15 protein-coding genes are annotated in these 15,334 nt (G+C 43.5%); 8 read left to right on the top strand and 7 right to left on the bottom strand.

Going from position 1 to position 15,334, the window contains the following annotated elements; genetic code table 11:
- Nucleotides 1-9 precede the first annotated feature (9 nt).
- From AC08OG_RS07525 to AC08OG_RS07505, 5 genes are all read left to right on the top strand, one after another.
- Nucleotides 10-648 carry an arylesterase gene (locus tag AC08OG_RS07525; RefSeq protein WP_292401459.1) on the top strand — a complete coding sequence of 213 codons (639 nt, stop codon included), beginning with the start codon at nucleotides 10-12 and terminating at the stop codon, nucleotides 646-648.
- Between the two features lie 105 nt (nucleotides 649-753).
- Nucleotides 754-1,035, top strand: a complete 282-nt coding sequence (locus AC08OG_RS07520; protein WP_482930486.1) for an HAD family hydrolase — start codon at nucleotides 754-756, stop codon at nucleotides 1,033-1,035.
- A complete protein-coding gene (locus AC08OG_RS07515; protein WP_482930485.1) occupies nucleotides 1,032-1,424 on the top strand; it encodes an HAD family hydrolase in 393 nt (130 codons plus the stop codon). The genes AC08OG_RS07520 and AC08OG_RS07515 overlap by 4 nt, the downstream gene beginning before the upstream one ends.
- Before the next feature lie 159 nt (nucleotides 1,425-1,583).
- The gene (locus AC08OG_RS07510; protein WP_482930484.1) at nucleotides 1,584-2,162 is read left to right on the top strand and encodes an SCO family protein; all 579 of its coding nucleotides are present in this window, start codon (nucleotides 1,584-1,586) and stop codon (nucleotides 2,160-2,162) included.
- Nucleotides 2,163-2,166: 4 nt separating this feature from the next.
- On the top strand, nucleotides 2,167-3,726 hold the full coding sequence (locus AC08OG_RS07505) for a methyl-accepting chemotaxis protein (RefSeq protein WP_482930483.1): 1,560 nt from the start codon (nucleotides 2,167-2,169) through the stop codon (nucleotides 3,724-3,726).
- A 10-nt stretch (nucleotides 3,727-3,736) separates the two neighbouring features.
- Here the strand turns inward: AC08OG_RS07505 and AC08OG_RS07500 are convergent, their stop codons facing one another.
- The 5 genes from AC08OG_RS07500 to AC08OG_RS07480 form a co-directional block, all read right to left on the bottom strand.
- Entirely contained in the window at nucleotides 3,737-4,858 is a 1,122-nt protein-coding gene (locus tag AC08OG_RS07500) for an ABC transporter permease (protein WP_482930482.1), read from the bottom strand.
- On the bottom strand, nucleotides 4,859-7,636 hold the full coding sequence (gene rbbA / locus AC08OG_RS07495) for a ribosome-associated ATPase/putative transporter RbbA (RefSeq protein ID WP_482930481.1): 2,778 nt from the start codon (nucleotides 7,634-7,636) through the stop codon (nucleotides 4,859-4,861).
- Nucleotides 7,636-8,709 (bottom strand): HlyD family secretion protein, encoded by a 1,074-nt coding sequence (locus AC08OG_RS07490; protein ID WP_292357071.1) that lies wholly within the window; start codon nucleotides 8,707-8,709, stop codon nucleotides 7,636-7,638. Before AC08OG_RS07490 ends, rbbA begins: the two co-directional genes overlap by 1 nt.
- Before the next feature lie 244 nt (nucleotides 8,710-8,953).
- Entirely contained in the window at nucleotides 8,954-9,262 is a 309-nt protein-coding gene (locus AC08OG_RS07485; RefSeq protein ID WP_292357073.1) for a hypothetical protein, read from the bottom strand.
- 349 nt (nucleotides 9,263-9,611) lie between these two features.
- A complete protein-coding gene (locus AC08OG_RS07480; RefSeq protein ID WP_292412570.1) occupies nucleotides 9,612-9,950 on the bottom strand; it encodes a DUF2845 domain-containing protein in 339 nt (112 codons plus the stop codon).
- A 230-nt stretch (nucleotides 9,951-10,180) separates the two neighbouring features.
- Between AC08OG_RS07480 and AC08OG_RS07475 the strand changes: the two genes are divergently transcribed.
- Nucleotides 10,181-11,863, top strand: a complete 1,683-nt coding sequence (locus tag AC08OG_RS07475; protein ID WP_482930531.1) for an NAD-dependent malic enzyme — start codon at nucleotides 10,181-10,183, stop codon at nucleotides 11,861-11,863.
- Nucleotides 11,864-11,930: 67 nt separating this feature from the next.
- Here the strand turns inward: AC08OG_RS07475 and AC08OG_RS07470 are convergent, their stop codons facing one another.
- Both AC08OG_RS07470 and AC08OG_RS07465 read right to left on the bottom strand, forming a co-directional pair.
- Entirely contained in the window at nucleotides 11,931-13,319 is a 1,389-nt protein-coding gene (locus AC08OG_RS07470; RefSeq protein WP_482930480.1) for a TonB-dependent receptor, read from the bottom strand.
- Between the two features lie 23 nt (nucleotides 13,320-13,342).
- Nucleotides 13,343-14,143 carry a TonB-dependent receptor plug domain-containing protein gene (locus tag AC08OG_RS07465; protein ID WP_482930479.1) on the bottom strand — a complete coding sequence of 267 codons (801 nt, stop codon included), beginning with the start codon at nucleotides 14,141-14,143 and terminating at the stop codon, nucleotides 13,343-13,345.
- A 263-nt stretch (nucleotides 14,144-14,406) separates the two neighbouring features.
- On the opposite strand from AC08OG_RS07465, the gene AC08OG_RS07460 reads away from it, so the two are divergent.
- Together AC08OG_RS07460 and AC08OG_RS07455 are read left to right on the top strand one after the other, a co-directional pair.
- Nucleotides 14,407-14,682, top strand: a complete 276-nt coding sequence (locus tag AC08OG_RS07460) for a cupin domain-containing protein (RefSeq protein WP_292357081.1) — start codon at nucleotides 14,407-14,409, stop codon at nucleotides 14,680-14,682.
- 112 nt (nucleotides 14,683-14,794) lie between these two features.
- A complete protein-coding gene (locus AC08OG_RS07455; protein WP_292400729.1) occupies nucleotides 14,795-15,322 on the top strand; it encodes an NADPH-dependent FMN reductase in 528 nt (175 codons plus the stop codon).
- Nucleotides 15,323-15,334: the final 12 nt, after the last annotated feature.

Raw genomic sequence — 15,334 nt, 5'->3', positions numbered from 1 at the left:
TTGGCGGTTATGAAAACCTTATTACCTACACAAACATTGTTTATCTGGCTGTTTTTGGTCCTGGTCAGTTTCCAGTCACAGGCGGCTGAACCACAGCAAAAAAATCTGTTAATCGTTGGCGATAGCCTTAGTGCAGCCTATGGCATCGACAGTGATGCCGCCTGGGTTGAGTTACTCAAAGATCGTCTTGAACAGGAAACTCCCGGAAACTGGAATGTCGCCAATGCCAGTATTAGTGGTGAAACAACCGACGGTGGTTTACGCAGATTACCGGATTTGCTGGACAAACATGATCCCGCTATCGTTGTGATTGAGTTGGGAGGCAACGACGGGTTACGCGGGTTCCCACCTAATGTCATTCGAACTAATCTAGCCAAAATGATTCAGTTATCCCAGCAGCATGGTGCCGAAGTATTATTGGTGGGCATCGAAATTCCACCTAATTATGGTCAACGTTATACCACAGCGTTTGCCAATGTTTTTTCCAGTCTTGCAGAAGAATATAATCTGTCTTTTGTGCCCTTTTTCCTTGCTGATGTATATGATGGCGAGGCCATGATGCAGGCTGATGGAATTCATCCTACGGCAAAAGCTCAGCCACAGTTACTCGACAATATCTGGTCTGAATTACTGGCATTACTTGAATAACATACATTCACTGATTTCCTTGAACGCATTATCAGACCTCATTAACAGACAATTGTTGCCTGATGAATCAATTAATTATGTACTATCAAAAATACAAGATTACAGATGATTAAAGCCATCATTTTTGATATGGACGGTGTTTTGATTGATTCCGAGGAAATATGGGATCACGCTGAAAAAACCGTTTTTTCCAGTTATGGCATTTCGGTCACGGAAACGGATCAGTTACTGACTCGCAATATGAATATGTTGGAAGTTTCGGAGTATTGGTCAGCAAAAGCGCACAGACCATTTTCACTGGAAACCTCACAGCAGCAAGTCATTGAACACGTCTGTCAGCATATCCAAAAAAGCCCCTTGCCATGCAAGGTGCACTCAACTTATTGAAACACATTCAGCTCAGTAATCTTCCAATCGGACTTGCCACCAACGCTCCAAAACAGGTTTGTAACACAGTGCTGAGTTGTCTGGACATCGAAGCCTATTTCAACTCGATTCAAACTGCTGATGATGTGGAAAACACCAAACCCCATCCAGAAATTTATCTGAAAAGCGCCGAAAACCTGCAAGTGGAACCACATCATTGCCTGGTATTTGAGGACTCTCCTACCGGAGTTAAAGCAGCACATGAAGCGGGAATGCAGGTTATTTATGTAAACTCAAGGCGAATGGCTGATGCTTCCATCCTCAATATTATTCGCTCTGCATTAAATTCACTCGACCAGTTTTCCTGGCAAGATCAGAGATTTTTTGATTATTGTGAAATAAAAACGTGAAGCTGTTCATAATTTTCAGTATCACTCGTTAATTCACACCCGATAGCGCTTTTTCTTCACAGCTCATTCACCCATTTAAACGTATTCTCATCGCTTTAATCCTCTTAATCATTACTCTTATCGCTTTGATGTTTAGAGTAGCTTACGAACTTGTGAATAATGCCAATACCACCAATCAAAAAAGCTATCCATGTATGTATCACGTTAATGTTGGTGAGTATTGCTTTGCTGATTCTAGTGAGTTCACATCAATTGGTGGCAGCTATCCTGCCAGGTTCACTTAATGGCCTGGAAACCCGTATTCAGCTTGAACCTCAACACCTTGAATTCGATAATGCACTTCCAGCACCTATGTTAATAACTGGTCTTTTCAGCACCTGTAAATCTACCTGCCCAGCCAATATTAATCAGCTACGTTTGGTTAAAAATCAGTATCAGGGCGAAATGAACTATGTTTTTATTGGCTTAAATCCTGAAAACGACTCATCAGAGACATTGAAATCATACTTGTCTGAGTTCTCGCCAAACATGCATTTACGAGTTCCTGCAGATACCCAGGCGGTACAACAACTTATGTCCTTCTTTCCAGAAAATTATTCAATGAGTAAAACTAATATCCATCACGCTGGATACATCTATCTTTATCATCCTAATGCTAAAGGTTTAATTACCTATCGGTCACCAAATAGTCAGCACATTCTTGATGACTTACTGATACTGCAAAGTCGCGGAAAATAACCCAATGAAAACTAAAAATGCTTCAGTACAAACTATTGATGAAAATGTGAACCAACGAAAATGGAAAGATAATGTCAGCAATGACAAGTTTGTACTCTGGTTATTAACCGCTCATTTACCGTTTATCTTTTTTATCGTACCCATGGGCTACGGAACACATCTGAATGGCGCCATTCCTGCTCTCATCATTGTTTTGGCTGCATGGTATGTATATAAAACGCTGCCCGGCACACTGCTTTCAAGAAGTGTTATGTCAGCAGCAATGATGATAATGTCGATGATTTTGATCATGCAGCAGTTAGGTCGTCTGGAAATGCATTTTCATATCTTCGCTGCACTGGCATTTCTTATTATCTGGCGTGATTATCGGGTTTTACTGGTAGCTGCCACCGTAATCGCAGTTCATCATGCGGTATCTGTTCCATTACAACTCTCAGACCTCAGTATTGGAAGCATGCCCTTTGTGGTATACGGCCAACAGTGTGATTGGGCAACATTTGCTGTACACGCTACATTTGTGATTTTGGAAACGGCTGTGTTGGTGTTTTTTTGTTTAAGAATGAATTCACAATATCAATTAGCTAATCAGATTATGGCCGCCATGCAGGTCGCCGCCCAACAAAGTGATCTGACGCTTGATATGAAAAATATTCAGGCGAAAAGTCCTGCGGATTCAGCATTTGTAAAATCAGTACAAGACTTTTACGGGTTGATGAATCGGACGATTGATGAATTTAAAACGGCAGGTACTCAATTAGACGAGCTGACAGAGTTATCTGTTATCAGTTCATCATCAAACCTATCCTCTTTAACGACACAGAGCCAACGCGTCGAAGCAATTGCAGCTGCCAGTCTAGAAATGTCAGCTAGCATCGGTGAAGTTGCCAGAACTACTGATAATGCGGCAAGCCTCTCTACACAGACAGTTGAACAGCTCAATAATTGTCAGTCAATGTCTGATAATGCGTCTATTAAAGTCAACTCACTCATCAATAAACTTAGCGAAGTAAAAATGGAATTCGAGCGTTTACAAGCTGACACAAGTGCTATTCAGAACTCTGTTTCTCTGATAACTGAAGTTGCATCACAAACCAATTTATTAGCATTAAATGCATCAATTGAAGCAGCACGAGCTGGTGAACATGGTCGAGGTTTTGCGGTTGTTGCCTCTGAGGTACGTAACCTGGCAGAAAAAAGCCAGAATGCCACTCAGGAAATTATGGCCGTTGCAGAAAAAATTAATGCATCAACCGATACGGTGATGGGCAGGCTTTTAGAAAGTAATAGCGATGGTGAAGCAGCTATAGAGATAGTCAAACAAACCAATTTCTTAATAAAGGATTCTGCAGAGTTTTCAAATAAAATAAACGTCTTAAATCTATCCATTTCACAAATGATGCAAGAACAAAGTGCCGTTTCAGCAGAGATAAGTCAGACTTTGCACCATATTCAAGATTCGAATAGTGATATTGAAATTGCAGTAAAACAAAACTCTGAGCGTAATTCAGATATCAAACAAATTGGTTCAGTTATCAGGGATAAAGCCAATGTATTTAAAACCTGATTTCCTATAATTACGCCATTGAAGCAATGGTTTTTCGAAAACGACTTAACGATAAACCAAATAGAACACTCCCCAGCAAAATCAAAACCAGAAACTGTGGCCAAACTTCGGTAAAACCGGCTCCTCGATACAAAATCGATTGTGCCAACATCACAAAATGGGTATCAGGAGCCAGTAACATAATGTATTGAATAATATCCGGCATACTTTCTCTGGGTGTGCTGGCCCCTGACAGTACTTGTAACGGTAATAGAATCATTACCAACAATAAGCCGAATTGAGGCATTGATCGGGCAACCGTGCCCAGAAAGATACCCAGTGAAGTGGTCGCAAACAAGTGAAACAAGGTCCCCAGTAAAAACAACCAGACTGATCCCTGTATGGGTACGGCTAACCATGTCTGGACCACCAGCCATAAAGACAACGCTGTTGCTGTGATAACCACTAAAGCCATGGCCCAGACCTTACTGGCCATGATTTCAAAGGGCGTGACAGGCATGACCAGTAAATGCTCAAGCGTGCCATGCTCACGCTCTCTGATAAGCGCTGCTCCAGTTAAAATTATCGATAACATGGTGATGTTATTGATAACCTCCATTACCGCGCCAAACCACTGGCTATTCAATTCGGGATTAAATTTTGCGCGTAACACCAAATCAACTGGTGTCACGCTCTCCTGCCGATGCCTTTGCACAAAGGCGTCAATCTCACCGCTGACAATTGACTGTACATAGTTATTACCGGTAAATGCCTGTCCCATGCGGGTTGCATCAATGTTCAACTGAATAACGGGTTGATGACCAGCCAGTAAATCACGTTGAAAATTAGATGGAATATGCAAGGCAAATGTATCAATTCCCATATCCATCCGGGCATCAATCTCATGCTGTTCAATCAGCACCGGTGGCAAAAAATAGGGTGGATAAAAGGCATCTACAATGCGCATGGATAAAGGAGATCGATCATCGTCAACAATCGCTATCGGCGCGTTATTCAAGGAATCAATCATGGCGGTAGCCGCCGCATAAATCGACAAACTGAACGCGTAAACAATGAAGATCATCAATACCGGATCGCGTAATAAACTACGTAATTCTTTGATACCCAGATGCAAAATATTGCTGATGGCCATTTATCGTTCCTGCTTTTTCAACAGCATAACGCCGACCAGCATTAATACCGGGACAGCAATAAATAACGCAATAAATGCGGAGTGTAAATCCGAATAAGATAGCCCCTTGGAAAACACGCCACGGGAGATAGTTAAAAAATGCGTGGCAGGATAAACCTCCCCAATCCATCGGCCCAGGCCTTGCATTGACGACACCGGATCAATCATGCCCGAGAATTGCACTGCCGGAATCAACGTTAATAACGCGGTACCAAATAACGCCGCAATCTGACTACGTGTGAAGGCTGAAATCAACAAGCCCAGTGATGTAGCACAAACTACATAGAGCAATGCTGCAAACGTCAGGGTGAGAAAACTTCCGGTAAGCGGCACCTGAAAGATAAATACCGCAAACAACACCAACAATACGAAATTCAACATGCCCAGCACGATGTATGGCAATTGCTTACCGAGTAGAAATTCCAACCGACTTACCGGCGTGACATAAAGATTCACGATCGAACCCAGTTCTTTTTCCCTCACTACAGACAATGCCGTCAACATCGATAAAATCAGCATTAGCAACAGTGGAATCATCGCCGGTACCATTGCCACCAGACTTTTCACATCGGGGTTATAACGAAAGCGTGCTTCAATGGTGGCAGGTTGTGACGTGATAGACGATCCCAGTATTTCCCTTGATTTCATAGTCAGCCAATGACTATGCATTCCCTGCACATAACCACGAATATTCTCACCTCGAGTCGGCATTGAGCCATCAATCCAGGCGCCAATTTCCACCGGTCTGCCACGAGCCAGATCCCGGCCAAATCCATACGGGATCTCAATTGCCAGGCTGAGTTCGCCGGACTGCATTCGCTGCTCTATTTCGGCATGGCTATATAACGCAGGTTGTTCAATAAAATAACGTGATCCTGATAAATTAAGCGTGTAATCACGGCTGGTCGCTGATTGGTCGGCATCAAGCACTGCAAATTTAAGATCTTCTACATCCAGACTGATGCCGTAGCCCACCACAAACATCAGCAATAATGTGCCCAGCATGGCCATGGTTAATCTGATGGGGTCTCTAGCTAATTCAAGTGTCTCACGTCGACTGTAACTGTATAAGCGGCGCAGACTGAAGCCTGTAAGCGAAGCAGATGGGGTGTCATTTTTATTATTGGTTTTTATCGAATTTTTAGCGCTTTCATCAGTAATTTGCAGATTTTCCTGGCGCCGTACCTCCTCCTGCAAATAATCGACAAAAGCATCTTCTAATGAGGCGGCATTTCTGGCCTTTTTTAAATTCTCCGGCGTATCAGTTACTAATACCCTTCCCGCATGCATCAATGAAATCCGGTCGCAACGCTCCGCTTCGTTCATAAAATGCGTTGAAATAAAAATGGTTACCCCATCCTGCCGAGCCAGGTCCACCATGATCTGCCAGAACACATCACGTGCAATCGGATCAACTCCCGAAGTCGGTTCATCCAGAATCAACATTTCCGGTCCATGGATCATGGCTACTGCGAGTGACAATCGCTGTCTTTGCCCAAGGGGCAAAGCATCCGGCAAACTATCCAGTACCGCTTCAAGTTCAAAGCGTTTTGCCATCTCATCTATTCTGGCAGCAATACTATGCGAAGGCAGTTTGAATAATCGTGCATGCAAATCCAGATTCTGCTTTACCGTCAGTTCACCGTATAACGAGAATGACTGCGTCATATACCCCACCCGTTGGCGGATACTCAGATCATGTGGATCAATGGTTTTGCCAAATAATCTGGCTTGTCCTTCTGAAGCCGCCAAGAGACCCGTCAGCATTTTCATCGTTGTGGTTTTGCCACAGCCATTGGAGCCGAGAAAACCAAAAATCTCGCCACGTGGAATACGGAAACTCACCTGATCTACCGCGGTAAAATGACCAAATCTTCTGGTGAGATTATCTGCCTCAATGGCAAATTCATCATGAGATGATTCTCTGCGTTGGGGGATAACCACAGGTTGATGACGATTGCGTAGCGCTTCCGGTAACAACGCTATAAAAGCTGATTCCAGTGAGCTGGTACCAGTTTGCTCTAGTATTTGTTGGGGCGTGCCTGTGGTGAGAACCCTCCCCTGATTCATTGCCACTAACCAGTCAAAGTCTGCGGCCTCCTCCATATAGGCAGTTGCCACCAACACACTCATCGCTGGATTATCACTTCGAATACGCTTAATCAATGACCAGAACTGGCGTCGTGATAACGGATCCACACCGGTGGTCGGCTCATCCAGAATAAGGAGCTCTGGATCATGAATCAGTGCGCAACATAACCCCAGTTTTTGCTTCATACCGCCAGATAATTTACCTGCTGGACGGTCAGCAAACGCTGTAAGTCCTGTAGCTTCCAGCAAATCACTGATGCGTTGTTCGCGCTCAAACCGATTATGGCCGAATAAACGACCAAAAAAATCGACATTTTCAAATACGGAGAGTGTGTGATAAAGATTTTTACCAAGCCCTTGAGGCATATAGGCAATTCGGGGACAAACTTTCTGCCGGTGCTGAGTTTTTCGCATATCGCCGCCCAGTACTTCAATCGTACCTTGCTGAATAGCGTGTGCGCCGGAAATCAATGAAAACAAGCTGGATTTGCCAACACCATCTGGCCCGATAATGCCCACCATGATCCCAGCTGGAATGTTGAGACTCAGATCATCTAACGCTTGTGTTTTACCATAGCAAAGACTGATATTTTTCAGCACAGCCACCAGGCGATTGTCATCCAACGCAGACAATGCCGACGCTGTCATCAAGGAATCCTCACTGCCAGATGTTCTGGCCATTCTCCCTGGGAATCTTCAAGAACATATGCGACACCGGGTAGTCCGGTTTTTACACGCAATATGTAGGTATCCAACAGATCCTGCGGGATCTGGGCACGCACTCTAAACATCAATTTTTCCCGTTCAGTAGCGGTTTCAACGGTTTTGGGAGTGAACTGTGCGACATCGGCCACAAAAGACACTTTGGCGGGGAAGACATATTCAGGGGCGGCATCCAGAATAATTCTGACATCGGTTCCTAAGGCTAAACGTCCTGCACTGAGGGTCGGTAAAAAGAAGGTCATATACACATCCCGCAGATCGACCAAATTCAACACCCGTCCACCAGCACCAATAACTTCTCCAGGTTGGGCAATACGATACTGAACTCGACCATCACGGACAGCTTTAAGCTCACTATCAGATATATCAGCCTGAATACGGTCAATGCTGGCTTGTGCACCTAATAAAGCAGATTCCGCTCCTGCCAATTGTGCTCTGGCAGTGACAATAGCTGCATCTGCTGCGGCTACCTGAGCCTTTGATGCACTGACAGCGGCGATGGCACTTTGCTGGCGAGCAAAATCATCATCGGCTTCCTGCTGAGAGGTTGCTCCACGTCCTGCCAAGGATGAAGATCGCTCGTAACGCTTACGCGCCACATTTAGTTCAGCCTGACGCTGGGCAACCAGGGCCAATGCCGCTTGTTTTTCTGCTTCACGCTGTACCAATTGACTTTTAGCGATAGCAACAGAGCTCTCGGCCTGATGAAATAATGCCTGGGCTTCACGTAACTGTGCCATCAGGTTTTCAGTATCCATTCGGGCCACTACCTGACCAGTCGTGACAAAATCACCTTCTCGGACCAATATATCCTCAATTCGCCCCGCGGTTTTAGCGGCCACATCGATTTCAGTCGCCTCAATTCGGCCGTTGCCATAAACCAGACCGGCATTAGGATCCGGTGCCAGATAAAAACGCCATACAAGGAAAATGGATAAGACAATTATTGCTACAACAATTAACGCACGAAGCAAATGAGTATTTCGGTTAAGTGGCATCCGTTTTCCCTTATACAAAGAAATTTGCCAAAACGTCGTAAAATTTCCGAACCTTAGGAATGTTTTTTAAAACGACATTGCTATTGCAGACTATTTGAAGAAAGCAGTGGAGATTATGGATCTCACAAAGCCTTATCAGTTTGACTCAAGTTTACAACAGCGAAGCATAATTAAAACGATGAATATGCTTTAACTTAACAGCTTTTGATGCAGATCAAATGAATTTTGTAACGAAAATTTTCACTCAGGGTTGATGTTGTTCACACCCTTGAAAGACTTGTTGTTCCACTTTATCTTCTGATAAATCATCTGGGAAGGTGTAAGCAAGATTTATCGCCAAATCAACAACACGCAAGAACTCTTCATTGGCAAACTCAGGACGCATTGTCTGCTGAACATCCTGCTTGGATTTTCCGGCTTGCTTATGATGATAGTAATCACCTGTCAGATTGGCGATAAGATCACATTGTTTATTGTTTTCCATCTCATTTGCATGAAGCGCCGAATTACAAAACGCCAACACAGATAAAGCCAGAATAGTTTGAATTTTCATCAGCAGCTCTTGTTTTGATTAATCACACCAATCTTCTGACTCTCGAACAAACAGTAAAATCCTTCAGCCATGAATTATTCAGAAAGTTACTTTTAATGAGTGGTTTTGATTATAGGAATTATTGTCAAAAAAACGGCCAGTAAAGGCCGTCTTTTTATTAATTAATATTAAGGTCTCTGTTGATCTTTCAGAGCCGCCTCTGTTGTGACTGAAAATTCACCAATCAAGGTGCGAGGAATGCAGTTTAGTCGTTCTAAATAAATGATGAGCAAAGCTTCCGCATCCTGCTCACGCCCCTGACCTACATCCATGTAGGTCTCGCAGAGTGGTGCATTTTCAGCCTCAACCCTTAGGGCTGGGGAGTATTAAAGATTTTTACGATCTGTCCATTTTTAATCACTACATGGGTTTCCTGATCTTCCACCATGCGATATAGCCATTTTTCAAAATAATCATTTTCTACGTCAGAATCGGCTACTTTTCTTAGCACCGGGCGGGTATGTTTGCTGATAAAGGCCGGTTCCCAGAATTGACCACAAATTGCTTTAATATCATCAGTGCTCATACCGATTTTGATGCTGTTTGAGCCGCACGCCATGGTTTCTTCATGGGATGATGCACTGCCAGCAAAAATATTGGCAGAAAGCAGTAGTGTCGCCACTGATACTAACAAGGTTGATAAACGCATAACGATCCTCACAAAACGGTCATTGATTCACTGATTTCGGGACAATATGCGACCTTAATGCATTGCTCGTCAACCCATCTGCTTTCCAATCGTTCAAAAAGGTCTATTTATTCACTATTTTATTCGTAGTTCCGTTCAATAAATGTGTTTTTCTTTGCAGGATGATTTGAATTTTGACTGCAACAGATGTTTATACTGCTGGTTACACACTAAAACGGAATATTACAGTGATGCCGCCCAAACCTATTTATATCACTTACGCTGGCCCAACCCTACTGGCGACGTCACTGCTTAATAAAGGCACTGCGTTCAGCGAATTGGAACGGCAACAATTCAATCTCAAAGGTTTGATACCTCAGCGATTTGAAACGATTGAACAGCAGGCTGAGCGTGCCTATCAGCAATATTCCAGTTTTATAGAACCAATAAACAAACACATCTATCTGCGTACCATTCAGGACAATAACGAAACCTTGTTCTATTACCTGCTGGAACATCATCTGCAGGAAATGATGCCGATAATCTATACCCCCACCGTAGGCGATGCCTGTGAGCGGTTTTCACAAATCTATCGTCGGGCCAGAGGATTGTTTATCTCTTATCCCGATCGCCATCATATTGATGAGATTCTGCTGAATGCAACCAAACGCAATGTAAAAGTCATAGTGGTAACCGATGGCAGTCGTATTCTCGGTTTAGGCGATCAGGGCGTTGGTGGTATGGGAATTCCCATTGGCAAGCTTTCTTTATATACCGTCTGTGGAGGCATCAGCCCGGCCTATACTCTGCCCATCATGCTGGATGTCGGAACAGATAATGCTGATTTATTGGATAACCCTCAATATATTGGCTGGCAACACCCACGTATTGATGCTCAGCAATATGATGAATTTATTGATTTATTTATTAGCGCTATCAAAAAGCGCTGGCCCAATGCGCTGTTACAGTTTGAAGATTTTGAACAACGCAAAGCTTTGCCGTTGTTAACTCGCTATCGTGATGAACTTTGCTGTTTTAACGATGATATTCAAGGCACGGCTGCCGTGACCGTGGGTTCATTATTGGCCGCTTGTCGTGCCAAACAACAAACGCTTTCCGAGCAAACCATTGTCTTTGTCGGAGCGGGATCTGCAGGTTGTGGTATAGCGGAACAAATTGTGTCGCAAATGATGACTGAAGGCACCAGCGAAAAGGATGCCCGCAAACGCATTTTTATGATTGATCGACCGGGACTTCTCACCCAATCATTGCCTGGATTACCGGCTTTTCAACAAAAACTGGCTCAGCTGGATCTGGTGTGTGCTACCTGGAATATTTCGGGTATCAATGCCAATTTAGCTGAGGTCATTGATAACGCAAAACCGACGGTGTTGATTGGTGTTTCAGGTCAGGCGGGAATATTTACTGAAGCAATAATCAAATCCATGTATTCACATTGTCCAAAACCGATCATCTTCCCGTTAAGCAATCCATCCAAACAGATAGAAGCTCACCCTCAACAGATTATTGAATGGACAGAAGGTAATGCACTTATTGCTACTGGTAGCCCCTTCACGCCCGTTGTGTATGAAGGAAGTTTTTATCCTATTGCCCAATGCAATAACAGTTACATTTTCCCGGGTCTCGGGCTTGCTGTTGTGGCTGCCGGAATAGAAAGAATTACCGATGATATGTTGATGACCGCAAGCGAGGTGCTGGCCGGAGCTTCACCAATGACTACCCTAGGTAACCAGGAACTTCTCCCACCACTTACCGATTCGGCAACACTCAGTAAAAAGATTGCCTTTGAAGTGGCCAAACTCGCCCAACAAAAACAACTTGCCCCAGAAATGACTGACAGCGCTTTATTACAGGCGATTGAAGATAATTTCTGGCTGCCACGTTACCGTGAATATCAACGGGTGAATGTCTAAACTGTAAACATAAAAAACGGCTTGCAGTGAGTAACTGCAAGCCGTTTTTAAATAGCCAGTGATTGGATTAGAAATCCATCGTCGCGCTTAACGTAACAGTGCGAGGAGCGCCTAATACAAGATAACCTGTACCGACTGTTCCATTAGCTCCTACATATCCACCAGCCGAAGCCCAGTAGTCTCTATCAAAAACATTATTTACTCTGGCACGTAATGTGAGATCTTTACCGTTCACCTGGATTAAATATCTTGCACCTATATCCATTCGGGTCCAACTTGGCAATTTCAGCTCATTAGCAGAATCCGCATAATTAGATCCCGTGTAGATAACTCGGCTATCGAGAGCCAAACCACTGACCTGGGGTACTGCCCATTCAACTCCTATATTTGCCTGATATTCTGGAATACCCACAACGCGGTTCCCATTTAAGTCGTCAGTACCCGTTTTATCCTGTTTGGCATCCAACCAGGTTACACCGCCAAGTAACTTAATATCATCAGTTAATAAACCAAACGTAGTTAGTTCGATACCCTGATGGTTATTCTCGCCAGAAGTTTCAAATACCGGATTCGCAGGATCGGAAGTATCAGTAAAAGAACGAGGCATATCAGTGGTGAAATAAGCGAGTCCCCAACCTAAATAATCGGTGTCATATTTCAAACCGATTTCTTTTTGCTCTGCAATGTACGGAGACTGCGCCTCTCCACCATTAACCAGGTCTGTTCCAGCAAATTTGAGTGGTGCTGTTTCACCCTGGCGTAGACTTTCGATGTAATTTCCATACACAGACAATTGGGGGGTTAGCTTATAAACCACGCCTACTACAGGAGTATTCTCTGTTTCTTTATAATCAGTGGTTTTACTACCCGTAATGAAATCGTAATTTTTTACTTCGATTGTCTGTCTACGAATCCCCAATGTTAATAGTAATTTCTCGTCAATAAACGACAAAGTATCGCCAATTGCGTAGCTTTGGAGTTGAACAGAGTTAGTTAGTCTTGGCTCTAAATCTGCATTACTTTCAAACCCAATTGGTGGTTGCTCAACATCAAACGGGGTATATAAATTGGTGCCGAAAGTTGCCCCCGTCCCATAAGCATTTTTTGAGTCCAATTCAAAAAATGAAGCAGAAATCACCCATTCATGCCCAACATTACCGGTGTTAAATAATCCTCTAAGACCTAACTCCCCCGTATCAACTTCATCTTTTCGGACATTATCAAAGCGAAATGCATTTCCTTGACCAGTATTCGCATCAGATACTCGAATATTTCCCAGAGAATTGTCTTCATCTGTACGACGTAATCCATAAGCAGCCCATGCTGTTGTTGTTTCAGTGAGATCATATTCACCACGCATAGTACCGAACCAGTCTTGCTCATCGGAATAAGACCAAGGCTGTGCCCAATTGCTATCAGAGTCGGGGGCTGAAGGAACATGATCAACTCCTAACAATGTTACATTGGTACGAGTCTCATCTAGTTGGTTATCCTGATAACCAATATCGGCTGACAGACGAGCCCTATCCCCCTCCAGTCAAGCCCCACCGAGAATAAACCCAATTCTGACTCTTGATCTTCAATTGCAGTGCCACCATCACGGTAAGCCGTATTAACCCGTACACCAAACTGTTTTTCTTCACCAAACCGTCTGGCGATATCGGCAGATACCAACCCTTGCTGCCCATGTTCTGTGCCAACTGTAATTCGATTCAATGGTTCATTTGGAGCACGTTTTGGCAGTAGATTAACATTACCACCGATGCCGCCACCGCTTGGCGAAGCACCAGTAAGAAATGATGAAGCACCACGCAAAAGCTCTACCCGTTCAAATAGTTCTGTAGCGATGTACTGACGTGGTAACAGTGAATAAAGGCCGTTATAAGCAATATCATCTGAACTCAATACAAAGCCACGAATAAAATAGGTTTCTTGAAAATTACCAAAACCTCTTGCGACCCGAACCGATGGATCATTCTGTAAAACATCACCAACGCTTCGAGCTTGACGGTCTTGGATAAACTCATTTGTATAGGCAGTAATACTAAAAGGACTATCTAAATGGTCAAGTGTGCCCAGAATGCCCGCTCTTCCACCTACCGCAACCTGACCGCCGCTATGTGCTGGAGACAAACCCTCGGCTGAGGCATCTGCACTGGCTGTGACCGTAATCGATTCCAGTTCTGCCGAATCCGTTTCGCTTTCAGCAGCGGATACAGTTTGTGAAGCTAATAAGGCTAAGCCAATCGATATCGCTAGCGGCGATAATTTGATACACATGAAACTTCTCCGGGGAAGAAAAGAAAAATCATATGCTACGCATCGAACAGATTAATGTAAATACAAATCGTTGTTATTTAGATACAAATAACAGTCAAATTTAAGTATGAAAGATACAGTTCAACTTAACCCCTTCAGTTTTGCTATTATTTGCCAGTCAAATACTGACATGTCGCTGTGTAAACGCGCATGGCTGACGAAAAGAAGCAATGGTTCTGTCGCATGACAGCCATGATTGACCCTCTTATATATTCAGGATTTTTATGCCAGAGATTATTATTGAAAAAAACCCAAGTGAAGCACGCTTAAAAGAACTGGGCGTTGCCGGTTGGGAAATTTGGGATTGCCCAGTTACCGAATTCCGTTTGGATTTTGATGAAACTGAAAAAGCTTACATTCTTGAAGGTGAAATTGTCGTCACTCCAGACGGCGGCGAGCCAGTCACAATCGTTCCAGGTGATTATGCGATTTTCCCAACAGGCTTGAAAAGCATGTGGCAAGTGACCAAACAGCTGAAAAAACATTACAGCTACGATTAGTCAGTAACATTTAAAGGCATCTTCGGATGCCTTTTTTACTTTTGCAATACGTACAACTTTTCGCCACGCTATGTGTCAGTAAACACTGAATACTTTTAACAAGGGAGATTTTATGAAAGTCGTCGCTTTTGCAGCCAGCAATAGTAAACACTCTATCAATAAGCAATTAGTCACTTATGCAGCGAGTCTGCTTGAGAATGCTGATGTAGAAGTGCTGGATTTGAATGATTATGAACTCCCACTGTTTAGCGTTGATATTGAAAAAGAAATTGGTCAACCCGCATTGGCTCAAGCCTTTCTGGATAAATTGGGCAACGCTGATGCCTTGGTTATTTCACTGGCCGAACATAACGGAAATTATTCGGCGGCATGGAAAAATCTGTTTGACTGGTGCACACGAATCGAACAAAAAGTCTTTCAGAAAAAACCCACTATCCTGCTATCAACCTCTCCGGGTGAACGCGGTGGGGCAACAGTTATGGAAATTGCTCTCAACTCAATGCCCCGCTTTGCTGCCGAGATAAAAGGGAATATGTCGCTCCCCTCTTTTTATGATAATTTTGATACTGATAACGGAAAAGTGATTAACACTGAATTTGACAAGCAGTTACATAAGACTATGCATCAACTGCCTCAATAATTGATTGTCATA

This window comes from Methylophaga sp. F7 (assembly GCF_056863975.1).
This window is presented reverse-complemented; position numbering and strand designations above follow the sequence as displayed.

What these genes read in the sequence shown, in the direction of transcription:
- AC08OG_RS07500 (WP_482930482.1), bottom strand. Translation starts at nt 4,858, where the DNA reads ATGGCCATCAGCAATATTTTGCATCTGGGTATCAAAGAATTACGTAGT.
- AC08OG_RS07520 (WP_482930486.1), top strand. Translation starts at nt 754, where the DNA reads ATGATTAAAGCCATCATTTTTGATATGGACGGTGTTTTGATTGATTCC.
- AC08OG_RS07485 (WP_292357073.1), bottom strand. Translation starts at nt 9,262, where the DNA reads ATGAAAATTCAAACTATTCTGGCTTTATCTGTGTTGGCGTTTTGTAAT.
- AC08OG_RS07480 (WP_292412570.1), bottom strand. Translation starts at nt 9,950, where the DNA reads ATGCGTTTATCAACCTTGTTAGTATCAGTGGCGACACTACTGCTTTCT.
- AC08OG_RS07460 (WP_292357081.1), top strand. Translation starts at nt 14,407, where the DNA reads ATGCCAGAGATTATTATTGAAAAAAACCCAAGTGAAGCACGCTTAAAA.
- AC08OG_RS07510 (WP_482930484.1), top strand. Translation starts at nt 1,584, where the DNA reads ATGCCAATACCACCAATCAAAAAAGCTATCCATGTATGTATCACGTTA.
- AC08OG_RS07505 (WP_482930483.1), top strand. Translation starts at nt 2,167, where the DNA reads ATGAAAACTAAAAATGCTTCAGTACAAACTATTGATGAAAATGTGAAC.
- AC08OG_RS07455 (WP_292400729.1), top strand. Translation starts at nt 14,795, where the DNA reads ATGAAAGTCGTCGCTTTTGCAGCCAGCAATAGTAAACACTCTATCAAT.
- rbbA (WP_482930481.1), bottom strand. Translation starts at nt 7,636, where the DNA reads ATGACAGCGTCGGCATTGTCTGCGTTGGATGACAATCGCCTGGTGGCT.
- AC08OG_RS07525 (WP_292401459.1), top strand. Translation starts at nt 10, where the DNA reads ATGAAAACCTTATTACCTACACAAACATTGTTTATCTGGCTGTTTTTG.
- AC08OG_RS07490 (WP_292357071.1), bottom strand. Translation starts at nt 8,709, where the DNA reads ATGCCACTTAACCGAAATACTCATTTGCTTCGTGCGTTAATTGTTGTA.
- AC08OG_RS07465 (WP_482930479.1), bottom strand. Translation starts at nt 14,143, where the DNA reads ATGTGTATCAAATTATCGCCGCTAGCGATATCGATTGGCTTAGCCTTA.
- AC08OG_RS07475 (WP_482930531.1), top strand. Translation starts at nt 10,181, where the DNA reads ATGCCGCCCAAACCTATTTATATCACTTACGCTGGCCCAACCCTACTG.